Raw genomic sequence first — 26,472 nt, 5'->3', positions numbered from 1 at the left:
AAATTACAATAAATTAGGGATTGCGCACTTTGTCGTTAACCGCCAAGGCGCGATCTGCTTCAAGCACCAGCGCGAAACTCATTTTTTCAAAGGTGCGGAACACCATCAGCAAACCAGCACGCTCATCCGGCAGCGCAACCTTACCGCCTCTCACGCGATCCGCCACTACTTCACCGGTTTTATAAATCGCCATCACATTGCCGATTTGCAAACCTTCGCGCTCGCCGCGGTTGATCATCACTACATTGTACTTACCAACCTGAGTCACACCGCCCTCAACTGCAATGATTTGCGCTTCAATATCCACATCAGGCGCGCTGGGGAAAAATACTGAATCTACAGAGCGATCTTCACTTGGCAACAACTGATCACCCGGGCGAACTTCTTCGTAGGTGCGGATTACATCGAGTGTGGCAACATCGCCTTCAGTATTGGTAACGGCTACCGTACCTACACCTTTTGCATACACACCCAACAACTCTTTAGTGACCGGATCTTTAAAGGTGTCACCCTTGCGATAGACGCCATAGTTGGAGTATGCCGAATCAAAATCCCCACGCGCATAAGCGCGATCACCCGCACCTACAATCACGTGCTGTTGCTGGCCAGCAAGAATATAAGGGCTGGCCTCTAACTCACCCGGCTCAACAATGCGGCTGCGCGACAGGAAGACTTCAATTTTATCGAGCGGAATAGAACTGATGGCATCCTCAGTGTGTTGCACACGAATACTCGGGCTCAACTTGGTGGTGCCGGGCACCATTTTCAGCGTGCGCTCAAGCGTCAGGCGTGGCTGGCCATCCAAATAAATTAGCTTGATCAGATCGCCGGGGAAAATCAGATGCGGGTTTTCGATTTGGGGGTTTACATGCCAAATCTCTGGCCACAACCAAGGGCTATTCAAAAAGGTGCCAGAAATATCCCAAAGGGTATCGCCTTTTTTGACGGTGTATTCATCGGGGTGACCCGTTTTCAGAAGAGCATCATCAGCCCATGAGAAGAAGCTGATGAGAGATGCAGCCGCAACGGCCAGTAATATTTTTTTCATAGAAACCGATCCTGTTTTATTCGGTCCTGAGGCAGATAGACGTATAATAGTTAATTAAAAGCCCACGCTGTTTCCGTTTGCACTGCATAAATCCTGTGCGATCATCATGTTAGCAGCGGTTATTACCTTTTTACTAGAAGTTTGTCACAAAGACTATGGCCTTATTATCTATCCTTGAATTTCCCGACCCACGGCTGCGCACTGTCGCCAAATCCGTCACAGAAGTGGACGATAATATTCGTCAACTGATCGACGATATGTTCGAGACAATGTACGACGCACCCGGGATTGGCCTCGCCGCAACCCAGATCAATGTGCACAAGCGCGTAGTAGTTATAGACGTCAGCGAGGATAAATCCCAGCCGCTGGTGTTTATTAACCCCGAAATTGAGGTTTTGGATGCCGAGCTGAGCCAATACGATGAAGGCTGCCTCTCGGTTCCAGGCTTTTATGAAACGGTAGAGCGCCCCGGTCACATTCGCGTCAAGGCACTGGATCGCAACGGCAATGCTTTCGAGCTGGAACCGCAAGGGCTGTTGGCGGTGTGTATTCAGCACGAGCTGGATCATCTGAACGGCAAGCTGTTTGTGGATCATATCTCGCCCTTCAAACGCACCCGTATTCGCTCCAAGCTGGAGAAGAAACACAAGGCTGCCGCGCGCTAAGTTTGCGCAGCAGATACAAAGGCGCCTTGGCGCCTTTTTTATTGATTAAAAAAGGTTTTTTATGAGCCAAGGTTTACGCGTTATTTTTGCCGGCACCCCTGATTTTGCCGCCGAGCATTTAAAAGCCCTGCTGGGTAGCAGACATGAGGTGGTTGCCGTCTACTCACAGCCGGATCGCCCCGCTGGGCGCGGTAAAAAGCTGACCGCCAGCCCGGTAAAAGAAGTCGCGCTGGCGCACAATATTCCTGTCTATCAGCCGCTCAATTTCAAAAACCCTGAAGCCGTAGCCGAACTGGCATCACTGGATGCGGATTTGATGATTGTCGTCGCCTATGGATTAATTCTGCCCAAGGTGGTGCTGGATACCCCGCGCCTTGGCTGCATTAACGTTCACGCCTCGATTCTGCCGCGCTGGCGCGGTGCTGCGCCGATTCAACGTGCTATTGAAGCGGGCGATACCGAAACCGGCGTGACTATTATGCAGATGGATGTTGGACTGGATACTGGCGATATGCTGATCAAAGCATTTTGCCCGATTTTGAGCGAGGATACCGGCGGAAGCCTGCACGATAAGCTCATCACTATCGGTACGCCGGCACTGATCGAAGCCTTGGATTTGATTCAATCCGGCAGCATCCAGCCAGAAAAACAGGATGACAGCCTGAGCAATTATGCCCCGAAGCTCAGCAAAGAAGAGGCGGCGCTGAATTGGCAGCTTTCTGCCGATGAATTGGCGTTAAAAGTTCGCGCGTTTAATCCATTCCCTATCGCACACACCAAACCTGCAGGCGCCAGCGACGACCAGCGCATTCGCGTCTGGGCGGCCAAAACAGCCGATAAAACGGCAAACGCCGCACTTGGCAGCATCACCCAAATTAACGCCGAGGGTTTATGGATCGCCTGCAAACAGGGGCAACTTATCCTCGAACAACTGCAATTACCGGGTAAAAAGCCAATGAGCGTTGGCGAAATCCTGCGCGGCCATCCCGACCTGTTTAAAGTGGGCGATCAACTGGAGCAGCCCGCATGTTAAGCGTGCGCGCGGCAGCCGCGCAGGTCATCAGCCAGATACTGGTAGCCAAAGGCTCGCTTTCCAGCCTGTTGCCGCCAACCTTAGCGAAGATTGCCGATAATGATCGCGCATTATTGCAAGAACTCTGCTTCGGCACCTGCCGCTACTATCCGCAGCTGCAAGCCTATACCGAATGTTTGCTGGACAAGCCCTTGCGCGCCAAAGATGCCGATGTGCAGGCTTTACTGCTGCTCGGCCTCTACCAGCTGCTGCACACACGCATCCCCGACCACGCCGCCATCGGCGAAACCGTTGAGGTGACACGTGCGATTAACAAGCCTTGGGCGACTAAACTGGTCAACGGCGTTTTGCGCAGCTTTCAGCGCGACAAAAGCAAGATCGACGAATTACTGGCTGAAAATCGCGCTTTTCAAAGCAATCATCCTGCATGGATGGAAGCGATGATCAGCAAATGCTGGCCAGATCAATTTGACTCATTGATCGCCGCTAACAACCAGCATCCACCTTTTAGTCTGCGCTTGAATGCACATAAAATTAGCCGCGAAAACTACTTGAAATTGCTCGAAGCAGAGGCGATTAGCGCAAAACCTACCTACTACAGCCCTTACGGCATCACGCTTGAGAATGCCTGCGACCCACGCAAGCTGCCGCACTTTGCCGAAGGCTGGCTGAGCGTGCAGGATGAAGCAGCGCAATTGAGTGCCGACTTGCTGGAATTGTCGCCCAACATGCGAGTATTGGACGCCTGTAGCGCACCCGGCGGTAAAACCGGACATCTGCTGGAATTGGAACCAAGTCTGGAAGTTACAGCACTGGATGCCGACGAGCGCCGCCTCGGCCGTGTGCGCGAAAATCTCGCGCGTTTGGGGGTCAATGCCAATGTTATCTGCGGCGATGGCACCCAGCCTGCCGCTTGGTGGGATGGCGAACTGTTCGACCGCATCCTACTGGATGCCCCCTGCTCTGCGACTGGCATTATCCGCCGCCACCCGGACATTAAAGCCCTGCGCACCCCCGAAGAATTGGACAAGCTCGGCGAGCTGCAACAACAGCTGCTGAAAAACCTCTGGCCGCTACTCAAACCGGGCGGTGTTTTGCTCTATGCCACCTGCTCGATTATGCCCAAGGAAAATACCCGCGTTGTGGAAGCGTTTGTAGCGCGCCAGCAAGATGCCAGCTGCGATCAACTCGATGCCGACTGGGGTATTAGCCAGCCTTGCGGCCGCCAATTACTGCCGCAAACGGATGGCCACGACGGTTTTTACTATGCGCGTTTGCGCAAGGCGATATAAACCAAAAGCACTCAATTTTGGCGATGATAGAGGCAGATTGACGCAACACAACTAGACTTGGCAGTACTTCTGAACAATTAAGTCAGCGATGCTACAAAACAACCAAGACAACCGAGACGACCGGTTAACGAAAGGCAATCTATGAAAATCATCATCCTCGGGGCAGGACAAGTCGGCGGCAGCCTTGCTGAACATCTGGCGAGCGAATCCAACGACATCACTGTAATCGACACTAATGAAGGCCGCTTGCGCGAATTGCGCGACCGGCTGGATATCAGCGTAGTCACCGGTGAAGCCTCGCACCCCGACGTGCTCGCCCAAGCGGGCATGGACGATGCTGATATGTTGGTGGCGGTGACCAGCAACGACGAAATCAATATGATCGCCTGTACCGTCGCCGAAAATCTGTTTCACACCCCCACCAAGATCGCGCGCGTGCGCGCCACTTCTTATTTAACTCACCAACAGCTGTTTGAAAGCGGCGCCATTCCGATTGATGTGTTGATCAGCCCGGAGCAACTGGTATCGGAATATGTATTCCGCCTGATCGAACAGCCCGGTGCTTTGCAGGTAGTGGATTTTGCCGGCGGCAAGGTGCAGCTGGTGGCGGTGCGCGCCTATCACGGCGGGCCATTGGTGGGACAAGAACTGCGCTTTTTGCGCGAACATATGCCCTCGGTTGATACCCGTGTGGCTGCGATTTATCGCCGCAACCGCGCCATAGTTCCGACTGGCACCACGGTGATCGAAGCCGATGACGAAGTGTTTTTTATCGCCGCCAAGGCCGATATTCGCGCGGTTATGAGCGAGCTGCGCCGGCTGGAGATAGCTTACAAACGCATCACCATCGCCGGCGGCGGCAATATCGGCCTGCGCCTCGCCAAAATGCTCGAAGGCCGCTTCAACGTGCGCATCATTGAATACAACAAAACCCGCGCCATCCGCCTGTCGGAGCAATTGGAGCGGGCGATAGTGATTCAGGGCAGCGCGTCCGACAAAGACCTGTTAATGGAAGAGAGCATCGAAGATACCGATGTATTCCTCGCGCTCACCAATGACGACGAGGCCAACATCATGTCCTCCATGCTCGCCAAGCGCCTCGGCGCGCGCAAAGTGATGACGCTGATCAACAACCCCGCCTATGTGGATGTAGTGCAGGGCGGCGACATCGATATCGCCATCTCGCCGCAAACCACCACTATCGGCAGCCTGCTTACCCACGTGCGCCGCGGCGACATAGTGAACGTTCACTCACTGCGCCGCGGTGCGGCTGAGACGATTGAAATCATCGCGCATGGTGACGCCAAATCCTCCAAAGTTGTCGGCAAAGCGCTGGAGGACATAGACCTGCCCGAAGGTGCGAGCATTGGCGCCATCGTCCGCCAAGGGCCCGACGGCGACGAAGTTATCATCGCCCATGACGACGTTGTCGTTGAGTCCGGTGACCATGTGATTGTGTTTTTGCTGCAGAAAAAACATATTCGCGATGTGGAAAAACTTTTCCAAGTCGGCTTCAGTTTCTTTTAACAAACACGCATTGCTGATACAAAAAAGCCTCAACGGTGTCGCTGAGGCTTTGGGCTGATCCCGGCTAACGAATCACTTGTGCTTTAACACAATCCTGTAGTGCGCCTTGCCTTCGCGCAACTTATCCATCGCTTCATTCACCTGATCGAACGCAAAATACTCGGTGACGGGTTTGATTCCATGCAGCGCCACAAAGTCCAGCATAGTTTTGATGGTAGCGGGGCTACCCACGGGTGAGCCGGAAATAGAGCGCTGCCCCATGATTAACGGGAATACCGCCGCATCTACCGGCTGCAAAGTGGCGCCGACAAAATGCAAACGGCCTTTTGGTGCCAAGGTGGCGATGTAGGCATTCCAATCGAGCTTTACGTTCACGGTCGAGATAATAAAGTCGAACGAACCAGCCGCAGCGGCCAGCGCGTCGGCACTACTGCTATCCAACACCTTGTGTGCCCCCAACTTGAGTGCTTCCGCTTTTTTGCTTTCGCTGGACGTAAACGCGGTCACCTCACAACCCCATGAGCGCAAAAACTGCAGTGCGATATGGCCTAAACCGCCAATGCCGATTACCCCCACCTTGGCGGTCGGCTTCACATCAAATTGCACCAGCGGGTTAAATACAGTGACGCCACCACAAAACAAGGGGCCAGCAGAGTCTGCATCGACACCCTCTGGCAAGGCCACAACCGATACCGCTTGTGCGCGCACCTTGTCGGCAAAGCCGCCATGACGTCCGGCAATCGTTGGCTGCGCACCCGCACATAAATTATGGTCACCCGCCAAACAGGTTTGGCAGCTATTACAGTAAGCAGAGTGCCAACCAAGACCAACCCGCTGGCCGACCTTGACACTGGTAACGTCTGCACCAACGGCGCCAACGATACCGATCACTTCATGCCCTGGCACGAACGGGTATTGGGTAAAGCCCCACTCGTTGTCGAGCATGCTCAGGTCGCTATGGCAGATACCGCAGGATTCAACATCCAGCTCCACCTCATCTTTTGCCAGCGGCCCTGGGTCATATTCAAAGGGTTCAAATTTGGCACCGGGTGCCATGGCTGCATAGGCTTTGATCATAGATAACTCCTTGATTGACAGAACAGGGGGATGTGCAACAAACCGAATGTTGATTGCTGGCTGCATTGGTAAAAGTATCGATTTCGGCCAAAATAAAAACAATAACCTCAAATGAAACGAATCGTTATGAAAAAAGAAACAATAGATCTGAAGTTGTTACAGTATTTTGTGGTGACTGCAGAGACGTTGAACTTCACTACCGCCAGCATTGCGCTGGGCATTGCCAAATCTGCCCTAAGTAAAAGCATTGTCCGGCTTGAGGATGAACTGGGAACCAAAGTATTTGATCGCTCCTCGCGCGTGGTGCGCCTGACGGAAAGCGGGCAAATTCTCTACCGCCGCGCGATTACCTTGCTCGATGAGGCTGATCATTTGGTAAATGATTTAAAAACCATGCGCCATAGCGTATCTGGCAGGCTCAGGTTAGCCGCACCACCGGCACTGGGACGATTGCTAGCAAAAGAGATTATTCCGCCGTTTCTCGCTCGCTGGCCGGAGGTATCTATCTCACTAAAACTGTCACTGGAGTTTGAAAACCTGTTTACCGAAGGGCTGGATTTGGCCTTCCGCATGGGCAAAAACCGCGATGACCGCCTGATCGAGCGCCCATTGGGCAGGGCTAACCGGATTGTTGTGGCCTCACCCGCTTATCTCGCCAGTCATGCGGCTATATATGCACCTCAAGACCTTGCGTCGCACAAAAGCCTGCAAATCCTTGAGCAACAGCCACACCTTTGGACCTTACAAAAGAACGCGCAGATCGAACAAGTGGCACTACCGGTTGCCTTTCAATGCAGCGATCTGGCAGCCTTGGTGAATGCAGCGATTGAGGGGCTCGGTGTTGCGCAATTGCCTTGGTTATTGGTTCGCGACGAGATTCGAATGGGCAAGTTACTACACGTGCTGCCCGAATGGATTAGTGCGGAACTACCGATTTCACTGGTGTATCGGGAGGGACACAACAAATCTGCCCGTTTAGCGGAGTTTTTAGCGTGGATTGAGCAACACAGAGATCTGTTCGATTTACGCTTTCGGGAGGCGCATTAAAAGTTAACGACTAGTCTCCCAAGCAAGGATGAATCGCTTATGATGTTGCTCCTTTTATGGTCAAACTGGCAAACCCGCATAGGAGCACCTCATGGCAAATGTAAAAACCCAGGTAGTAGTACTCGGCAGTGGCCCCGGCGGTTATTCAGCCGCGTTTCGCGCGGCTGACCTCGGCCTTGAAGTGACGCTGGTAGAGCGCTATTCCAGTCTCGGCGGCGTCTGTTTGAACGTCGGCTGCATTCCCTCCAAAGCGCTGCTGCATGTGGCTGAAGTGATCAACGAAACACAACACGCCGATAACCTTGGCCTGAGTATTGGCTCGGTCAGTCACGACCTAGACAAGGTGCGTGCCTACAAAGATTCGGTGGTCAGCAAACTGGTATCCGGCGTTGGCGCTATGGCCAAAGGGCGCAAAGTGAAAGTGGTGGAAGGCCACGGCAGCTTTGTGAGCGATCGCCAACTGCAAGTCGTTAAAGATGGCGAAACCACCCTGATCGACTTTGACAACGCCATTATCGCCGCCGGTTCACGCAGTGTTAAATTGCCGTTTATCCCCGAAGATCCGCGTATTTTCGACTCAACCGGCGCCTTGGAACTGCGCTCGGTTCCCGGCCGTTTGCTGGTTATTGGCGGCGGGATTATCGGCTTGGAAATGGCGACCGTATACGAAGCGCTCGGCAGCAAGGTGACGGTAGTTGAGTTTGCCGACCAGCTGGTGCCTGCGGCAGATAAAGATTTGGTTGCGGTGTACAACAAGTACAACAAAGACCGTTTTGAAGTATTGCTCTCCACCAAAGTGGATTCAGTGACCGCCAAGGCCGATGCTATCGCCGTGGCTTTTAGCGGCGCCCAAGCACCCAGCGTTCCGCGCGAGTTTGATGCGGTACTGGTCGCCGTAGGCCGCACCCCCAACGGCAAAATGATCGGCGCCGATAAGGCGGGCGTAAATGTAGACGAGCGCGGCTTTATCGCCGTCAACCAGTACCTGCAAACCAACGTGCCGCATATCTACGCCATTGGCGATATCGTCGGCCAGCCGATGTTGGCGCACAAAGCTACCCACGAAGGTCACGCGGCGGCAGAAGCTATCGCCGGCCATCCACACGCCTTTGAGCCAGCAGCGATTCCCTCCATCGCCTATACCAGCCCCGAAATCGCCTGGGTTGGCCTGACCGAAAAAGAAGCCCAGCAAAAAGGTCTGGAATTCAAAACCGCTGTATTCCCCTGGAGCGCCAGCGGCCGCGCCATTGCTTCTGACCGCAGTGAAGGCAAGACCAAGCTGATTTACGATCCCAAAACTGATCGCCTGCTGGGTGCAGGATTGGTGGGAGTACACGCAGGTGAGCTGTTGGGTGAACTGACCTTGGCACTGGAATTTGGCGCGAGCGTAGAAGACATCGCCCTTACCATTCACGCCCACCCGACCCTGCATGAGTCGGTAGGCTTGGCGGCGGAATTAGGTGTGGGCACCATCACTGATTTGCCTAACCCCAAGGCGAAGAAGGCGTAAAACCTTCGGCGTTGTCGCCAAAGGTTATTACACCAAACCAACAAAAAGGGCGCCGCGGCGCCCTTTTTGTTTGCTCGATTTTCCGAGCTAATATCCGAACTAATTTCCGAGCTAAGGTTTCTCCTCAACCGCCGGTGCGACCCAGTCTTTGGGGAGCACATCCACATCCGGCTGCTTCTCAAAGTGGGGCGACATAATCTGAACTTTGGCCTCGGCAAAGGCATCCTGAATATGTTGATGCAACTCCGACATGATGCGCACTTTTTCCATAGGCTCATCGAGAAACACAATCAGCCGGTATTCCACATAAAAATCGCTCAGACCCGTTTGGCGCACCATAGGCGCTGGCTCTTTGCGCAGATCAGCAGTACGCGAGGCTGCCGTCAGCAGTAAATGGTGCACCTGTTGCCAAGGTGTGTCGTAACCGATTGTCACTGTCGTGAAGTGATAGACGCCACTCCCTTTGCTCAGCCGGGTGAAGTTGGTGCTGGTAGCGCCAAGCAGGATCGCATTGGGAATAGTCACTTCTTCATTGCGGATGGTCTTTATCTTTATCGATAAAATCCCGATGGATGACACTACGCCTTCAACATCGTTAATTTTGACGTACTCACCCGGCTGGAAGGCGCGCGAATAAACCACAATCAAACCGCCCAACAGCTGCCCGACTATACCCGCCGACCCCAGCGACACCATCAAGCCGAGGAACACGCTCACGCCTTTGAAAGCATCGGTGCCGGAACCGGGGATGTAGGGGTAGGCGATAATGAGCGCGAATATCCACACCAGAATCAGAAACACCCGGCGCGTGGCCTTGGCCGTCTCCTGATCAAACATTTGGGTGCGAATCCGCCCCTGTTCGATCTTGATAAAAATCGTCTTGATGATGTCGGCAATCATCTTGGCGAACCAGAAGATGATCCCCACCATCACCAGCCCCGGAATCTCGGCGACAATTGCACTGCCGATACTGCCCAGCAGGCCAAAAATATAGTCAGTGAGGTTGTGTGCGGCGGCGACCGTGTAGGGGAATTGGTAGAGCACAGATACCAGCCACATGTAGCTGGCAATCGCCAAAAACACGATTAGCAGCAGGCGCAACACACCGGTTAACAGCAGCAGTAGGTAGGGCAACAGATAGATGCCACCTACCTGAATATTGCGCGTTTTGCGGCCGCTTTCGATGAGCGTGAGCAGTTTTTGTTGGCCGAGGCGCAAGCAGTAAACCACTGCGACAAACGCAGCAGTCATCAGCAATGTGTAGAGGATCGATAGCGCAACAGATTTGAAATGGTACTGCTCGGCGCGCCGCTCCAACCACAGATTGAGCCGTTTGCGCACCAGTTCGACATACTCGTTAAAACGGATATTGGACGGAGCATCGCCCGAGAGCACACCAAAAATCCGCTCGCCATTAACCTTGATAAAAGCGCCTTCGTAGCCCTTTTCGGTCTCCTCCTCAACCTCAATAAGATACTCATCGGCCAGCGGTATATTACGGATCTTATTCGCGATATTAGCTACCCGCTCTTCCGGCGTGCGCTCGTGATACTGGGCGCGCACATCCATAATGTGAATGCCCCAAAGAGACACCGTCAACGGGACCTCGTCATCCAGCTCTTTTTGCGCCAGCGATGGATATGACAACAGCGACACCAGTGCCGCAAACATCCAGATAAGCGTTTGACTACGCATGAACTTTTCCCTTCCCCGATAGTGGATAACCTGTAGCGATAATTGCGTGACAAGCACAATCGAATATTAGGAAAGGATCGCCAAAACACCAATCCCCTGCGCGCAAAAGGCAAGCGAAATAAGCGCGAGCGGAATTAAACCGCTTTCACCCCCTGTGGGATATTAAAAAATCCGACCGGATCGTAAGCCGTTTTCACCTGCTGCAAACGCGGGTAATTGGCGCCGTAATAGGCTTGCTCCCAATTTTCGATCAGCGGATCTATGTAGTTCACATAGGCGCCGCCGCTGCTCCAGGGCTGCATGGTCTGGCGGAAGCTGTTGACCCACGCCTGCGCCTTATCCACAGTCGCATTGGCCGTCCCGGTCGGGAAGTAGGTGTAATACTCGATGCTGAATAGTGCGCTACGGTGGATAAATGCCGTCTCGTCAGCGGCGAAGTTATCAATTGCACCGCGCATTAAATCCACAATCATCATGCCGTAATTACCGGCCACCCGACTGTCGAGAATCGCCTGCTTGAGCACCAGCAAACCCGCGTCATCAATTGATTCATGGAAAAAGTCCGAGCTGGCGGCAAAAGCATTGCGCTGGGCGCCGCCCGCTGGGTCATAACCCTGAATATGGCAACTGGCGGTATTGATCGCACAGTTGCCAAGCATAGTGTTGCGGTAGCTGTTGGTGGCTTGATTCATGGACAGCGCACTCACGCCCGCGAGCGCCAGAAACTGCTGCCAGTGGCTGCTCATCTCGGTTTGGGAACCGATGCAAAACGCACGCACATATAGCGAAGGCTTGGTTGAACGCGCACCCCAGCCCGGAATCACCTGCGCCCAAATGTGGTTGGGCAGAGTCTCCGGCCAGGCCTGAAACGCACGCATCACCGCGACGAAATCATCAAAATCAAAATACGCCTCAAGGGTGGTGATGTCGCGGGTAGTGTGGGTTTTAAAGGTGAATTGGGTGACAACACCAAAGTTGCCGCCACCGCCGCCGCGCAGCGCCCAGAAGAGATCGGCATGATTGCTGGCATCGCAAGTGATGATCTGGCCGTCAGCCAGCACTACTTCGGCCGAGAGCAGGTTGTCGCACGTCAGCCCATAAGCGCGGTCGACAATGCCGATACCGCCGCCCTGCGTCAGGCCGCCAATACCCACCGACAGGCAACTGCCCAAAGGAATCGCCACACCATTGACGGTGAGCTGGTCGTAGACATCTACCAGCACTGCCCCCGCGCCTATAGTCGCGGTGCCATCGCCCAGCGTAATGGCGTTCATTTCCTGCAAGTCCAGCACTATGCCCTCGCTGGCGGAATAGCCCGCATAACCGTGGCCGCCGGAGCGTGGCACCAGCGGCAGCTTATTGGCCTGCGAAAAGGCGAGAACTTTTTGCACATCCTGCGCGCTGGTGCAGCGAATCACCGCCGCGGGTTTGATGCTGTCGTAACGGGAGTTGTAGACGGGCGCAAGGCTTGTGTAACGACTGTGGCCGGGGCGAATCACGCTACCGCTGAGCTGGTCATCCAACTGCGACCAATGATCAGCCACCGAGGATGAACTGGAGGAGCTACCTGTTGGGGTACTGCCACCGGAATCGCCACCACCACAAGCCGCTAAGGCTGCAGAGGTGAGCGACACCGCGAGGAATTGTCGACGATCCATAATCACTTCACTCTTTTTATTAAGGTTTTTCCAACCCAGAGCTGTAGTAGTGGTGATTATTGGTTTATCGCTATCAATAAATGTTAGAGCACCATCACGCCATCGGCTTCAATCAACGCAGCGCGTGGCAATTGGCTGATACCCACGGCAGCGCGTGCAGGATAAGGCTGTTGGAAATACTGGCCCATCACCTCGTTCACAACCGGGAAGCTGGCCAAGTCGGTCAGGTAGATGTTGAGTTTGACTATGTCTTTCAAACCGCCGCCCGCTGCTTCGCAAACTGCCGCCAGATTTTTAAATACCTGATGCGCCTGCGCAGCAAAATCGCCCTCGATCATTTGCATGGTTTTTGGATCGAGCGGAATCTGGCCGGACAAGTACACGGTGTGATTTACCTTTACCGCTTGGGAGTAAGTGCCAATGGCGGCGGGCGCGTTGTCGCTGTGAATAATGGCTTTGTTGGTCATGTGATAACCCTTGTTATTGAGTGCAGAACGGGAAGCGGGGGAGTATAAAACAAAATCCCCCTTGATCCTCTTATTTCAAAAATCCCCCTCAATCCCCCTCAATCCCCCTTTGGCAAAGGGGGGAGGATATATTTCACTCCGAAACCACATTTACAGGGAGTCAGGCTCCTCCCTTTGAAAAAGGGAGGCGGGGGAGGGATTAGTTTTTCGAGCGATTTACCCGAATCACAAAACTCAGGTTGCGGATGCGGCGCATGATGTTAGCGAGGTGGATGCGGTTGTGCACGCCAATGCACAGGTGGATCACGCTGTTGTGGGCGTCGCGCTCATGCACGTTGATGTGTTCGATGCTCGCGCCCTGCTCGGTAATGCGGGTGGCGAGAGTGGCGATAATACCGCGGTCGCTTTCCACTTCGACGCGCACATCTACCAAGAACTCGCCGCTGACTGTCGCGGCCCAGTTCACTTGGCTGATCTTGTCGGGATAATTGCGGATTTCTGCGATATTGCGGCAGGTGTCCTGATGGATCACCAAACCTTTGCCGGAGCTGACGTGGCCGATAATCGGGTCACCGGGAATCGGGCGACAACAGCGCGCGAAGCTGATCATCATGCCGTCGGCTGAGTCGATAGTGATCGCCGAGTTGAGCGTACCGGCGCGCGATTTTATATCCGCATCCGGCTGCAACAACTTGACCAGTGAATAGACCACCTTGTTGCCGAGGCCAATCTCTTCGTAGAGTTTATCCATCGACTCCAATTGCGCACCATGCAGCAACTTATGCTGCTGTTCGTCGCTGATGTGTTCAAGATCGACGTGAATTTCCGCCAGTGCGCGGTTCAACATGCGCTTACCAAGCGTGACTGACTGGTGATGGCGCTGGTGTTTGAGATAGTGGCGAATCGCCGAGCGCGCCTTGGCCGAGACCACAAAATTGAGCCAGTTAGGATTCGGCTGGGCGCCCTGCGCGGTGATGATCGCGACTTTCTGACCGCTCAACAGCGGCTGGGACAATGGCGCCATACGCTCATTGATACGACAGGCCACGCAGGTATTGCCCACATCGGTATGCACAGCATAGGCAAAATCCACTGGCGTCGCGCCGGTTGGCAGCTCGACAATCTTGCCCTTGGGTGTAAATACGTAGACCTCATCCGGGAAGAGATCAATCTTCACGTTCTCGATAAATTCGAGGGAGTTACCGGCATTTTTCTGCATTTCCAGCAGCCCTTGCACCCATTGGCGTGCACGGCTGTGGCTGGCGCTGATCGGCTCGTCGCTATTGGACTTGTATAAAAAGTGTGCAGCGATACCGCTATTAGCCATCTCATCCATTTCTTTGGTGCGAATTTGCACCTCAATCGGCACCCCGTGCATGCCCACCAAAACGGTATGCAGCGATTGGTAACCGTTGGCTTTGGGGATGGCGATGTAATCCTTGAATTCGCTCGCGACCGGTTTGTAGAGGTTGTGCACTACGCCCAGCACGCGATAACAGGTGTCCACCGAATCCACCACTATACGGAAGGCGTAGACATCCATAATTTCTTTGAAGAACTTTTTCTTCAGGCGCATCTTTTCGTAGATGCTGAACAAATGCTTCTCCCGCCCGATCACAATGGCGGTGATATTGTCTTTTTGCAGGCGCTTTTCAAACGAGGTCTGGATCTGCTCAACCAGCTCTTTGCGGTTGCCGCGCGCGGTTTTGAGCGCCGCTTGCAAGCGGGTCGCACGCAGCGGATACATGCAGTAGAAGCTGCGATCCTCCAGCTCCAAGCGCACTTCATTCATGCCCAAACGATGGGCAATGGGAGCGTAAATTTCTAGCGTTTCTTTGGCGATACGGCGCTTTTTGTCGGGCGGCATAGCGCCCAGTGTGCGCATGTTGTGCAAGCGGTCGGCGAGTTTGACCAGAATCACGCGCAGGTCATTGGCCATCGCCAGCGCCATCTTCTGGAAGTTCTCAGCCTGCTTTTCCGCGTGGGACTCAAACTCGATCTGAGTCAGTTTGGATACGCCATCGACCAGATCTGCCACCGAATCGCCAAACTGGCCAGCGATGGCTTTTTTGCTGATACCCGTGTCTTCAATCACATCGTGCAGCATGGCCGCCATCAGACTTTGATGGTCCATATGCATGGTGGCAAGAATGTCGGCTACGGCGAGGGGATGGGTGATATAGGCTTCGCCGCTGCGACGTTTTTGGCCGTCGTGGGCTTGTTCGGCGTAGAAGTAGGCGCGCTTCACCAAATTGATTTGGGAAGGTTCGAGATAAGACGAAAGCCGGTGGCTTAGTGCCTCAATGGTTTGCACGCCTTTCTCCAGATCAGATGCCGATTGCTCCCGTTAGGGACACCCGCCATCGAAAACGGCGGGCACTGGCATCAAAAACGACTTAGATTTCGTTGTCGTACACACGCTCAGGTTTAGGTTGTGGCAAGGTATCTTTTTCCAACAGGATGCTGGCATCAACAAAACCTTCTTCGATTTCGCGCAGGGCGATAACGGTTGGTTTGTCGTTTTCTGGCGCTACGTGTGGATCTTTACCACCAATCGCCAATTGACGTGCGCGTTTGCTGCCAACCATAACCAGTTCAAAACGGTTATCAACGTGATCCAAACAATCTTCAACGGTAATACGTGCCATAACTTTCTGTGCTCTATAAAAACAAACGCGTGGGTAAACGCAGCAGTGCTGCAATCCGGTCGGCTATTATGCGTCAGCGGGCATGAGTATGCCAACCGCGCATGGCTAAAATTAAGCCAACAAGTCCTTCAATAACAGGTTATGACGCTCTGCCTGGCGCGCCAAACGCAAATGTTGGCTGGTAATCAGTGCCTGGAACTGCGCCAGTGCGACAGTGAAGTCGTCGTTGACGATCAAATAATCCGCCTCAACATAGTGCGACATCTCGCTGATCGCTTCCGCCATACGCGCATCAATCACACTTGCATCGTCCTGCCCGCGCCCAGTCAAACGCTGACGCAAACAGGCCAGTGACGGCGGCAGGATAAACAGGCTGACGGTCTCTGGCATCAGCTTGCGCACTTGCTGCGCACCTTGCCAATCGATCTCCAAAATCACATCAATCCCTTGCTTCAGAGTATCCATCACCCATTGCTGCGAGGTGCCGTAGAGATTGCTGAACACACGCGCATGCTCAAGGAAAGCGCCTTTTTCCAGCATGGATTCAAAGGTGGCGTGATCGACAAAATGGTAATTCACGCCATCCACTTCACCCGGGCGCATGGCGCGGGTGGTGTGAGAGATGGAAACGCAGACTTCCGGATTGGATTTCACCAGCGCGCTAACCAGACTGGTTTTGCCCGCGCCCGAGGGCGCCGATACAGTAAATAGAGTGCCAAGATTAGCCATAAAGAACCTTAATCAGGAGGAAAGTAGTTCCAGCAAAAATGGAATAGGGGAAATTATGGCACAGCTTGCCTGAACACACCGGCTAAATGTGGCATAGTGATCCACTTCATTGATCTGCCCGCGAGTCTTGTATGTTGCGCCAATTGCTCTCCATCACCCAAACCGCCGAACGTCTGCGCGTGCGCCCCGAGTATGTGCGAGAACTGGTAAAAAAGCAGCGTTTGGAGTTTATTCACGGCGAACAGTTGGATGCTGCTCAGGTTGAGCAGCTAGCCAAACTAATGGAAAAACTGCGCAGCAACGGCATTGCCACACTGGTAGAAATTACCGCTGCGGGCGACAAGCTAAACGATTAGATGTCTAATGCGCAGCGGATTGCTCGCGCACCTCGTAATAGGTCTGCTCAGAAATTTTTTGGTAGGCCGCCGAATCTTTCATAAACGCCGAATAAGAGTCGTAGACCTTTTTGAATTGCGGGTCTTTGGCGGCCTGCTTCTCGTACACCTGCTGCGAAATTTCGTAGAAACGCTGCAACACTGCATCCGGCAATTTGCGAATCTGCACGCCCTGATTTTCCACCAACTCTTTTAGCGCGCGACTGTTATGCGCAGTGTAGCTGTCGAGCATGTCCTGACTCATCGCCCGCGCGGCATAGGTCACAATCGCCTGCAAATCTTTCGGCAAACTTTCAAACGCGGTTTTGTTGATGATCAATTCCATCGATGGCCCTGGCTCGTGCCAGCCAGGGTAGTAATAGTATTTGGCGATCTGCTGGAAACCGAAGGCCAAGTCATTTTCCGGCCCGACCCATTCGGCCGCGTCGATAACGCCAGTTTGCAGCGCCGTATAAAGTTCGCCGCCGGGGATATTCACCGAAGTGCCGCCCGCCAAATTAAACACCTCGCCCGCCAAACCGGGAATACGCATCTTCAAGCCGCGCAAATCTTCAATGGTATTAATCTCACGATTAAACCATCCGGCCATTTGCACACCGGTATTACCGGCCGGAAAAGGGATCAAATTAAACGGGGCGTAAAGCTCGCGCCACAACTCCAGACCGCCGCCGTGGTTGATCCAGCCATACAATTCCTGCGCGTTCATGCCAAAGGGAACCGAGGTAAAAAACTGCGCCGCTGGCACCTTACCGCGCCAGAAGTAGCTGCCTGAGTGCCCCATTTCCACGCTGCCGGATGAGACAGCATCAAACACGCCCATCGCCGGCACCAACTCGTTGGCGCCGTAGACATGAATTTGCAAACGCCCACCCGACATTTCATTAATCACCTTGGCCATATTCTCGGCACCAACACCAAGACCGGGGGTATTTTTCGGCCATGAAGTCACCATCTTCCAGTGATACTGGCGCGCAGGCACAGCGGCGCCGTCTTCCGTAGGCACTACTTGCAATACGGTTGGCTTGGATTTTTCCAGCACCAACGCCGCAAAGGTCGCCGCCAGCGCTGCAATTAACAGGGTGATAACCAGTGGATACCAGTTAATGGATTTATTGCTCATATCGTTATTAGTCTTTTAAGTGATTATTTTTTCTGTCGCAAATTTTGCAACGAGTGCCGCTTGCTTGGCTACACCCGTTGCGTAGGATAAAGCCGTTAATTAAAGCCCCTGCAACTTGGCGTACTGCATTACCAAGCGTTTGGTGCCGATTTTTTCGAACTTCACCTGGATTACTGCATTGGGGCCGGTGCCTTCAAATTGCAGCACCACGCCTTCGCCGAACATGGCGTGGGTGACTCGTTGGCCGAGTTTGAAGCCAGTGCCTTCGCCGGTCTCTTGCAGTGATTCACGCGCAGACGTGCGTTGGAAACTGACCGGGCGGGTGACGGCGGTTTTTAAGCGCACTTCTTCAATGCAATCGACCGGAATTTCCTTCACAAAACGCGATACCACGTTGAAAGTTTCGTTGCCGTAGAGGCGACGGGTTTCGGCGTAGCTGATAAATAATTTTTCCATCGCACGGGTGATGCCCACATAACAAAGGCGGCGCTCTTCTTCCAAACGCTCGGGGTCGTCGGCGGACATCTTGTGCGGGAACAAACCCTCTTCCACACCGGCCAAAAATACCAGCGGGAACTCCAAGCCTTTAGCCGAGTGCAAGGTCATCAACTGCACCGCATCCTCAAATTCATCGGCTTGGGTTTCACCGGCATCGAGCGCGGCGGTATCCAGAAACTGTTGCAGCGGGGTGAGCGCTTCGTCTTCCTCTTCCGCATCAAACGCGCGACAGGCAGTGATCAATTCCTGCAAGTTTTCGCCGCGCGCCTGACCTTTTTCACCCTTTTCGTTTTGATGGAACACTAATAGGCCGGTGTCATCCAACACTTTGCGCGCGATTTCATCGAGCGCGAGGGTTTCGCCGTGATCGTCAAAGGCGTTGGCGTCCTGCGTGAGTTTTTCGATCAGTGTCAAAAAGGATTGCACCGCATTGCCCGCGCGCGCGGCAAAGACGCGCTTGTTGACCATCTGTTCCGCCGCCGTCCAGAGCGAACAGCCCTGGTCGCGCGCAAACAGGCGGATGTCGTCCACGGTTTTGCCGCCAATGCCGCGCGTAGGCGTGTTGATCACCCGTTCAAAACCGGCGTCATCGTGGCGGTTGCTGATCAGGCGCATGTAGGCGATGGCGTTTTTAATTTCGAGCCGATCATAGAAGCGCTGACCGCCGTAGATGCGGTAGGGAATTGCCTCGCGCAGCAGCGCTTCTTCGAGCACCCGCGACTGGGCGTTGGAGCGATAGAGGATGGCGATGGTTTTTTTCGCGTGGCCTTTGCGCGCCCAGTCCTGGATGCGCTCCACGATAAAGCGCGCCTCGTCCTGCTCGTTGTAGGCGGCGTAAAGCGAAATCGGATCGCCCTTGTCGCCTTCGGTCCACAGCTCTTTGCCGAGGCGGCCATAGTTGTGTTTGATCACCGCGTTGGCGGCTTTGAGGATATTGCCGGTGGAGCGGTAATTCTGCTCGAGGCGATAGGTTTTGGTGTCGGCAAAATCGGTCGAAAAGCGCTGGATATTCTCGATTTTCGCACCGCGCCAGCCGTAGATGGATTGGTCGTCATCGCCCACGGCAGATACACAGGAAGTCTTGCCCGCCAGCACCCGCAGCCAGGCGTATTGCACAGCGTTGGTGTCCTGGAACTCATCCACTAGGATGAACGGGAAGCGCTCGCGGTAGTGTTCAAGGATATGCGGCTTGTTGAGCCAGAGTTCGTGGGCGCGCAGCAGGATTTCGGCAAAATCTACCATGCCGCCGCGCTGGCAATCCTCTTCGTAGGCGCGGTAAATCTGCAACATGGTGCGCACAAATGGATCGCCCGTATCCTGAATATGCTGCGGACGCAGGCCCTCATCTTTTTGGCCGTTGATGTACCACTGCGCCTGTTTGTGCGGCCATTTGTCTTCACTGATATTGAGCGCTTGGTAGACGCGCTTGATCAGACGCAGCTGGTCGTCGCTGTCCAAAATCTGGAAGTTTTGCGGCAGACCGGCATCTTGCCAATGGGCTTTGAGCAGGCGATGGGCGAGACCGTGGAAAGTGCCCACCCACATAGCGCGGGTGTTGATGTGCTGACCGTTCTGATGGAATAACTCATCCAACCGCGCACGCATTTCGCGCGCCGCTTTATTGGTAAAAGTCACGGCCATAATCGAGTAGGGCGACACCTGCTCCACTTGGATGAGCCAAGCAATACGATGCACCAGCACGCGGGTTTTGCCGCTGCCCGCTCCCGCCAGAATAAGCTGATTACACGCGGGCGCCGCAACGGCATCACGCTGGGCGTCGTTCAGGGAATCTAACAGGAGGGAAACGTCCATAACCTTGGCCAGTAAAAAGTGAGCGGCAATTTTACTGGCTAGATATACATATGACCACCCTTGTTTTGCGCGTGTTTCACACAGGTGGTTGGGTGCGGGGGATTACTTGCTGTTAAAACGTTTGGTGCGAGCCAAGACCAGAATCAACAGGGCGCCGAGCAATAACAGCAGCGACACAGTTCCAGACAGGGAGTTTGTACTCTGTGGGTGACCAATCTGGAATTCGCTGTGCGCCGTATTATTTAATGCGGGCGCCACAGGCTTGGCGACAGGTGCTTGCACCGGGCGCTCAACGGCCGATATCACCGGAGTACAGGTCGAATCCGTCGATGCCTGAGTGCAGTTAGATAAGGTCGCGTGTGCTGTTGTTGCCAGCAGCAATGCGAAGATTACACAGCAATATTGAATAGTAACGAGCCGATAATCATGTGCCATTTCCCCTTCCCCCAAGGATTGGTGTTTCGAGTATCTGAGACTTTAGCAGCTCAAAAGCGTGATTCAAGTCACACAAATTCAAAGGCAAAGCCAATGCCAGCTTTGCGATTTAGGTATTTTTAAGCGACAAGTTATTGATTTTACAGGCTTGGTGACTGCTTAAAAAATCGCCAATTAACTGGAGGTTATAAGAGGGAATTTAGAAAGGAAAAAATGATTCAGGGATTTGTTGTTTTCGCAGCAGCGCCGCCACATCCATGCTCAAAGCCACACCGGCATGCACCAAAACGCCGCCCCAGATTGAGCGGGATTGCAGTGCCAAAATGCCGAGGAACAGACCAAACAAAATCGCCCCTGTTGCTTCCAGCGCCAGCTTGGGCAAATGAATCATCATGTAGGGAACACACATCACCCAAATGGCATTGGCGCCGATTGCCGGGCGCAGTGCATTGAGCATAAAACCGCGAAAGAAGAATTCGAGAAACACAAACTGGCTCATATAGAGCAGTTCCCACAGCAGCAAATCCAGCCAGCTGCGCCCCGCTTGGCGATAAAAAGGATAGTGATTGACGAAATCCTCGCCCATGCTCACCAACACCACAAACACCAGAATCGGGCTGAGCAGCAATAAGTAGCCGCGCCAATGCACCCCGACCTGATTCCAGCGCCAGCCGAAATCCAGCATCGATTGCTTAAATCCGAAGCGAATCACCAGCAAGGGCAGCAGAATAAAAGTGACCAGATGGCAAAAAGTCCACCACAGATAGCCACACATTTGCAGCCAGCCGCTCGCTTCCAAGCGCTGCCAATAGCTAGTATCGAGCGAGTTGAGTAATAATTGTAAATTGCTGGAAAATTTGGCGTAGTGAAGGATCAACAGGCTCACCGACACACAGGCCAGCACCCAGATCACTCGCCGCAGCGCCGCCGGACGGCTGAGCGTATAGGAGGATGGCGCCGCGTCGATTTCATCGAGCGCGCGCAAAATCTGGCGCGGATGCAGGTGGTTGATCGCTGAGCTAATCGACATAGTTATTTTTTCTTCTTTGCAGCGTCTTGGGCACGCTCATAGCGGTCGATAAATTGGAAGATCACGTCGCGCGCAAGGCGGGTTTCGGAGTTGGATAAAAACACCATGCCGATCTGCAAATCGCGGTTGAATACCATCTCGGTACGGAAGCCTTTTACATGGCCACCGTGGTGGATAAAGTTTTTGTAGCGGCCGTAATCAAACACGCGCCAACCCATACCATAAGCTGTGTTGGTTACACCTTTGCGCACGCCGTAATAATTTTGCGCGGGTGTATTTTTGGTCACGCGCGACTGGATCGGGTTGAGTACCGATAGCGGTAATACATCCTGCCGTTTACCCATCTGCGCGAGCAGAAAGCGCGACATATCCACAATGCTGGCATTCACACCCGCTGCCGGAGCAACACGATACCAATTGGGCGTCACCGCGGTGGGAATCCAGCGTTTACCGGTGGCGATATGGGGCGCAGCGCGATTGGGCGAGGCGTTGTAACTGGCCAAACCGTAGGAGGCGCTGCGCATGCCGAGCGGATCAAACACCTTCTTCTCGACATAATTTTCAAAACTCATGCCCGACTTCTTTTTGATCATATCGCCCGAGAGGCTGTAGATCACATTCTGGTACTCAAAACACTTGCCCGGCGGGCAGACAAAATTCACGTAGCGCAAACGCTGCACCGTGTCGGCATAGCTTCTGCCCTCATCAATGTAATGGCTGTAGGTGTGGCGCGGTAAACCGGACGACTGCCCGAGCGCATGACGCAGGGTGAGCTGTTTGCCATAGCGCGCATTTTTAAATGCGACTTCCGGCAGCACCGACATGATGGTGGTATCCCAACTGATTTTGCCCTCGTTGACCAACACGCTGGCGGCGGTACCCGCAAAGGATTTGGACAGAGACGCAAGGCGGAATACCGTATCCGGTGTAACTTTTTCGCGGGTGCCGGCGCGACGTACACCATAGCCATTGAGCGATTTAATCTGCCCGCCCGACACAATCACCACCGCTACTCCCGGTACAAAGGGCGCAACTTTTTTGGCGATGTAATCTTCAAAATTCGGGACAAACTCCTCCGGGTGACCAACGGGATAACGCGGCGCTTTGATCGGCGCTGTTGTCACTACCGGAATCGTAATTGCGGCAGGCTCAGCCGATTTTGTAGGTGCAGGCTTGGCTGCAACAGGTTTTGCAGGCGCCGGTTTAGGCTGTACCGCTGATTTTGCAGCAGGCGCTGAACTGACGGCTTGCGCTACGGGTTTCGGAGCCGGCTGGGGTAGGGATTGCTGTACTGGTTGCGCAGTTTGTAGTGCACTGGTTTGCAATGCAGAGGTTTGTAGCGCAGCGGTTTGTGCTGGCGCGGCTTCAGCAGCATTCACAATCGGAATACTGACGGTTACTGGCTGTGCGGCTACCGAGGAAACCGCCGCCGAGGATGCATAAAGCGCTTTAACTTCGGCAGTTGGTGGCGTTTGGTACGCCATCGGCTTGAGTTTAGGCTGGTAAGTATTTTGCTCCGGCGCGGCCGAACTGGCCGTGGCACTACTGGCGTGTTGGAATGGCAGGGCGATGGGCACAGTGACCCGCTTTTCGCCCGAGGCCTGCGCCAGTGGCGCCATGATAATCAGACCAAGTGCAATACCCGCCGTGCGCACCGCCAAGGGTCGCAAACGGTTAAAGCAAAGACGATTTATTCTTAGTTTCAGAACAGTTGATCGCATAACAGTTGAGCACATAACTACAGCATTAACTCGTGAAAGGTCAGTTTAGTGTGACCGTAGTTTTATGAACGTCGCCTTAGGCACGTTGCTTCTGATAAATATTTTTTCGCTAACAAATGCCCAGAAAGACAAATGCCTAGAAAGACAAACGCCACTTTGGTTGCATCCAGCAAGAGAATACAACCAAGAGTGGCGCTGTCTTTCCTTCGATAATGTTGCCGCCGCTGATTGCGGCCGCGCGCTATTTACAGCGTCTTGATGTACTCCACCAAGTCCCAGCGCTGTTCATCGGTAAGCGGTTCCGGTTTCTGGCCATTCACTGCCGGAGCATGAACCGTACCGTATTCGTGCCCCTCATTAGAGTCGCCGCGTCTGGGTTTGCCTTTTTCATTTAATGCATTAAAGGTAAAACCTTCGTAACCCTCGGTGCGCAGGCCGATTTTGATCGGATCAAACTCGCGGCTGCCGACTTCAAATGTCATGGGGCGATATTTGCCATCCTCAGGATCACCTGCACGCTTCACCGGCAGCAGCAAGTCATAAATACTGGGCACTGAACCATTGTGCAGATAGGGCGCTGTGGCCCAGATACCATTGAGCGAGCGCGCTTTGTAGGATAGCAGCGATTGATAGGGCGACGCAGTAGTATCCGGTTGATAGTCGCCAGATTTTACGCTCGACTGAATTTTATTATCAAAGAACGACTTGGCGATCATGTACAACCAATCCAACGCGCGGCGCGGCGGCCATTTGTCCGGGTCGGGGCTGGTCACCACTTCGCCCATAGTCGCAGCGGTAAGGATTTGCACCACCGGCGCGCGATCTTTAATCACCAACGCCCCCACACTTTCGGTTTGATAGGTATTTTTGAAGTTGCCTGCGTAGCCTTTGTAGTTGACGCTGTTTTCCGCCATAGCGCGGTCAGTACCCACCACATCCAGGCTCGACATATTAGCCACCACAATCCGGTCGCGGTCGGTGCGGTCGATCACCTCATGGCAAGATTCACAGTGCTGCGCATAGAGCGTGCGGCCTCGGCGTACCTTGGCGCCATCGATCTGCCATTCCGGCAACTTGTCAAAAATCGCCTTGGCCGCGGCCTGTTGCGGGTTATCCGCTTTTTGGGTCGGCCAGATGGGTGAGGTCAGACTCGCGAGGTGGGTTTCCAAACGCGACAAATTCACCAGATCGATAGAAGAGCTGAAATCGATTTTGTAGCTCTTGCTGTTTTGGCCAGTCAGGAGCGAGGAAAGACTCCAGCCGCGTTTGTGCGCAGTCCAATCCAGAATGCCAAATACGCCGATTACCTCGCCGGTATTGCGCCCGAGCGGGCCGACGCCACCGTTGCTCGCCAAACCGTTCCACTGCACATAGTCCGACTGCACTATGTCCCACAAAAACGGATAGCTCACCGGTGCGTTAGGCTCGTTGAAAATCAGCGGCTTGATGCGGTTCATCTGCGCCATGGTTAGATCGGGATAGCCGGGTTTATCCGACATCAAACGGTCGATGATTTTGGCAAATTGCAAATCGCCAATAATGGTTTCACTAACGCCTTCCAGTGCCAGATCGACCTGATCCGGCGTTAGCAAATCGCTGTCATCGGTCGCGGATTTGGTCACACCCAAAAGCACATCGCGCAACTGATTGCGGCTTATCACATGCTCCAGCACGCGGTTGTAAATGCGCCCGAAGGCGTCCAGCCGCGCATAGCCGTACTCCACGCTCGACAAGTTGACGTTGTTGTACAGGCGGATTTTGCGCTCCCAACGCTGAAGGTCAGCGGCGACCGTATCGGCATCACTGTAGGTATTTTTCAGCTCCAGCACCTTGGCGATAAAACGCTGCTTTTTCGCCTCGTCGCTCATTGTTGTCGCCATGCTGTTTTGCAAATCGGTAAGGAAGCCGACCATATCCGCCATTGACGGGCCGCCATCAATGCGCAGCGCATGGCCTTTGTAATTCACCTGCCCGGTATGACAGGCGGCGCAGGTAAAACCGACATAGTCATTACCCTTGTAGGATTCTTTTACAAAGCCAACCGGTAGACCATCGGGGTTAAAAAAAGTCGGTTTTTGCGGCAGATAGCGATATTTATCAATCAGGCTATTGGCGCGAAACGGGGTAGTGGAATCACTCTGTTCCAGTGCGATAAAAAAATCGTAGGGCATCAAGGCCGAGCCTTGGGTGGTGTTGTAGTACCAGAGGCTGTCGTTAGCGCTCCAACCCTGGTCGAGATAAATCGGCGTGGAGTAGTTTTCGCCAAAGGCGCCGTTTTCAATAGCGATGGCGCCGCGCTCCGGGTCATCGTCCCAACCCTGATAAATCTTGCCGATGGCCAAGCCAATCGCCATGGGAATAAGGACAAAAAAGATCGCCAGTTTCAATAAAAGGCGCAGGGTCTTGCGCGAAAAAACACGGGAAAACAGATGACGCAGGCCGGTTATTATTGTGCCCATCCGGGTTAACTCCTCTTTAACGGTTGTCCTATAGCGGTTTTGTGATCGGTGCGGGGTCAGTGATCGCTCACTCTTGTTATGTGCCCCAGCGCACATTACCAAAATTTGCTAGTGAGTCACATTCTTAACGAGGTGTAATCGGGATAAGACGGCATTCTGGATGGCGCGTAAATCAGAGCCGCTTGCAAGTCATCGGTCATGCGATTAGTGTAGCCGCGAGATTTTTCCCCTGCTTATTGATTGATCACTGCGAGGATTTACCTATGAAAAAAACCACTCTCCTGTTGGCCGCCATCGTCAGCCTGACCAGCGCCTGTAGCTGGGTAAAAGTGAGCGACCAAGGCGCCAGCGTGGCCGTTGCCAATGCCGCCAACGTGCGCAGCTGCGACAAAGTTCGCACCGTAAACGTAAAAGTGAAAGATAACTTTGTTGGCTCCATGAAACGCTCACCGGAGAAAGTCGCCACCGAACTGACCAATATGGCGCGCAACGAAGCCAGCCAATTTGGCGGCGATACCGTAGTGCCAGTGTCGCTGGTACAAGACGGCCGTCAGAGCTTTGATGTGTACAAGTGCAACTAAACAGCCCTTGATTACGCAGCCTTGG

General features: G+C 53.8%; 22 protein-coding genes. 8 read left to right on the top strand and 14 right to left on the bottom strand.

What is annotated here, in order from left to right; genetic code table 11:
• Positions 1 to 13: 13 nt before the first annotated feature.
• Positions 14 to 1,048 carry a LysM peptidoglycan-binding domain-containing protein gene (locus SPL68_RS03500; RefSeq protein ID WP_323813680.1) on the bottom strand — a complete coding sequence of 345 codons (1,035 nt, stop codon included), beginning with the start codon at positions 1,046 to 1,048 and terminating at the stop codon, positions 14 to 16.
• Between the two features lie 155 nt (positions 1,049 to 1,203).
• Here SPL68_RS03500 and def point away from each other — a divergent pair, with 155 nt between their 5' ends.
• From def to trkA, 4 genes are all read left to right on the top strand, one after another.
• Positions 1,204 to 1,713, top strand: a complete 510-nt coding sequence (gene def / locus SPL68_RS03495) for a peptide deformylase (RefSeq protein WP_323813679.1) — start codon at positions 1,204 to 1,206, stop codon at positions 1,711 to 1,713.
• Between the two features lie 61 nt (positions 1,714 to 1,774).
• Complete coding sequence (gene fmt / locus SPL68_RS03490) at positions 1,775 to 2,746, top strand: methionyl-tRNA formyltransferase (RefSeq protein WP_323813678.1); 972 nt, start codon at positions 1,775 to 1,777, stop codon at positions 2,744 to 2,746.
• The gene (gene rsmB / locus SPL68_RS03485; RefSeq protein ID WP_323813677.1) at positions 2,740 to 4,038 is read left to right on the top strand and encodes a 16S rRNA (cytosine(967)-C(5))-methyltransferase RsmB; all 1,299 of its coding nucleotides are present in this window, start codon (positions 2,740 to 2,742) and stop codon (positions 4,036 to 4,038) included. The genes fmt and rsmB overlap by 7 nt, the downstream gene beginning before the upstream one ends.
• A gap of 141 nt (positions 4,039 to 4,179) precedes the next feature.
• Positions 4,180 to 5,565, top strand: a complete 1,386-nt coding sequence (trkA, locus tag SPL68_RS03480) for a Trk system potassium transporter TrkA (RefSeq protein WP_323813676.1) — start codon at positions 4,180 to 4,182, stop codon at positions 5,563 to 5,565.
• Positions 5,566 to 5,637: 72 nt separating this feature from the next.
• Here trkA and ahr read toward each other — a convergent pair whose 3' ends face one another.
• On the bottom strand, positions 5,638 to 6,642 hold the full coding sequence (gene ahr / locus SPL68_RS03475) for an NADPH-dependent aldehyde reductase Ahr (RefSeq protein ID WP_323813675.1): 1,005 nt from the start codon (positions 6,640 to 6,642) through the stop codon (positions 5,638 to 5,640).
• 126 nt (positions 6,643 to 6,768) lie between these two features.
• On the opposite strand from ahr, the gene SPL68_RS03470 reads away from it, so the two are divergent.
• Both SPL68_RS03470 and lpdA read left to right on the top strand, forming a co-directional pair.
• The gene (locus tag SPL68_RS03470) at positions 6,769 to 7,689 is read left to right on the top strand and encodes a LysR family transcriptional regulator (RefSeq protein ID WP_323813674.1); all 921 of its coding nucleotides are present in this window, start codon (positions 6,769 to 6,771) and stop codon (positions 7,687 to 7,689) included.
• Positions 7,690 to 7,780: 91 nt separating this feature from the next.
• The gene (gene lpdA, locus SPL68_RS03465) at positions 7,781 to 9,199 is read left to right on the top strand and encodes a dihydrolipoyl dehydrogenase (RefSeq protein ID WP_323813673.1); all 1,419 of its coding nucleotides are present in this window, start codon (positions 7,781 to 7,783) and stop codon (positions 9,197 to 9,199) included.
• Positions 9,200 to 9,310: 111 nt separating this feature from the next.
• Here lpdA and SPL68_RS03460 read toward each other — a convergent pair whose 3' ends face one another.
• The 6 genes from SPL68_RS03460 to gmk form a co-directional block, all read right to left on the bottom strand.
• Entirely contained in the window at positions 9,311 to 10,894 is a 1,584-nt protein-coding gene (locus SPL68_RS03460) for a mechanosensitive ion channel domain-containing protein (RefSeq protein ID WP_323813672.1), read from the bottom strand.
• Between the two features lie 134 nt (positions 10,895 to 11,028).
• A complete protein-coding gene (locus SPL68_RS03455; RefSeq protein WP_323813671.1) occupies positions 11,029 to 12,552 on the bottom strand; it encodes an FAD-binding oxidoreductase in 1,524 nt (507 codons plus the stop codon).
• Between the two features lie 83 nt (positions 12,553 to 12,635).
• Positions 12,636 to 13,019, bottom strand: a complete 384-nt coding sequence (locus SPL68_RS03450) for a RidA family protein (RefSeq protein ID WP_323813670.1) — start codon at positions 13,017 to 13,019, stop codon at positions 12,636 to 12,638.
• Positions 13,020 to 13,218: 199 nt separating this feature from the next.
• On the bottom strand, positions 13,219 to 15,333 hold the full coding sequence (gene spoT, locus SPL68_RS03445; RefSeq protein ID WP_323813669.1) for a bifunctional GTP diphosphokinase/guanosine-3',5'-bis pyrophosphate 3'-pyrophosphohydrolase: 2,115 nt from the start codon (positions 15,331 to 15,333) through the stop codon (positions 13,219 to 13,221).
• 82 nt (positions 15,334 to 15,415) lie between these two features.
• Positions 15,416 to 15,667, bottom strand: coding sequence for a DNA-directed RNA polymerase subunit omega (rpoZ, locus tag SPL68_RS03440; RefSeq protein ID WP_323813668.1), 252 nt, complete (start codon positions 15,665 to 15,667; stop codon positions 15,416 to 15,418).
• A 111-nt stretch (positions 15,668 to 15,778) separates the two neighbouring features.
• On the bottom strand, positions 15,779 to 16,396 hold the full coding sequence (gene gmk / locus SPL68_RS03435) for a guanylate kinase (protein WP_323813667.1): 618 nt from the start codon (positions 16,394 to 16,396) through the stop codon (positions 15,779 to 15,781).
• Positions 16,397 to 16,527: 131 nt separating this feature from the next.
• Here gmk and SPL68_RS03430 point away from each other — a divergent pair, with 131 nt between their 5' ends.
• The gene (locus SPL68_RS03430) at positions 16,528 to 16,752 is read left to right on the top strand and encodes a hypothetical protein (protein ID WP_323813666.1); all 225 of its coding nucleotides are present in this window, start codon (positions 16,528 to 16,530) and stop codon (positions 16,750 to 16,752) included.
• 4 nt (positions 16,753 to 16,756) lie between these two features.
• Here SPL68_RS03430 and SPL68_RS03425 read toward each other — a convergent pair whose 3' ends face one another.
• From SPL68_RS03425 to SPL68_RS03400, 6 genes are all read right to left on the bottom strand, one after another.
• A complete protein-coding gene (locus SPL68_RS03425) occupies positions 16,757 to 17,911 on the bottom strand; it encodes a TRAP transporter substrate-binding protein (protein WP_323813665.1) in 1,155 nt (384 codons plus the stop codon).
• A gap of 99 nt (positions 17,912 to 18,010) precedes the next feature.
• Entirely contained in the window at positions 18,011 to 20,221 is a 2,211-nt protein-coding gene (uvrD, locus tag SPL68_RS03420; protein ID WP_323813664.1) for a DNA helicase II, read from the bottom strand.
• Positions 20,222 to 20,323: 102 nt separating this feature from the next.
• Positions 20,324 to 20,656: a hypothetical protein gene (locus SPL68_RS03415; protein ID WP_323813663.1), complete on the bottom strand. Its 333-nt coding sequence runs from the start codon at positions 20,654 to 20,656 to the stop codon at positions 20,324 to 20,326.
• 199 nt (positions 20,657 to 20,855) lie between these two features.
• Positions 20,856 to 21,686, bottom strand: coding sequence for a CPBP family intramembrane glutamic endopeptidase (locus SPL68_RS03410; protein WP_323813662.1), 831 nt, complete (start codon positions 21,684 to 21,686; stop codon positions 20,856 to 20,858).
• Between the two features lie 2 nt (positions 21,687 to 21,688).
• A complete protein-coding gene (locus SPL68_RS03405) occupies positions 21,689 to 23,407 on the bottom strand; it encodes a serine hydrolase domain-containing protein (protein ID WP_323813661.1) in 1,719 nt (572 codons plus the stop codon).
• Between the two features lie 245 nt (positions 23,408 to 23,652).
• The gene (locus SPL68_RS03400) at positions 23,653 to 25,866 is read right to left on the bottom strand and encodes a di-heme-cytochrome C peroxidase (RefSeq protein WP_323813660.1); all 2,214 of its coding nucleotides are present in this window, start codon (positions 25,864 to 25,866) and stop codon (positions 23,653 to 23,655) included.
• Between the two features lie 263 nt (positions 25,867 to 26,129).
• Here SPL68_RS03400 and SPL68_RS03395 point away from each other — a divergent pair, with 263 nt between their 5' ends.
• Positions 26,130 to 26,447 (top strand): DUF4156 domain-containing protein, encoded by a 318-nt coding sequence (locus SPL68_RS03395; protein ID WP_323813659.1) that lies wholly within the window; start codon positions 26,130 to 26,132, stop codon positions 26,445 to 26,447.
• Positions 26,448 to 26,472 lie beyond the last annotated feature (25 nt).

This window comes from Cellvibrio chitinivorans (assembly GCF_035117775.1).
Classification (GTDB): domain Bacteria; phylum Pseudomonadota; class Gammaproteobacteria; order Pseudomonadales; family Cellvibrionaceae; genus Cellvibrio; species Cellvibrio chitinivorans.
This window is presented reverse-complemented; position numbering and strand designations above follow the sequence as displayed.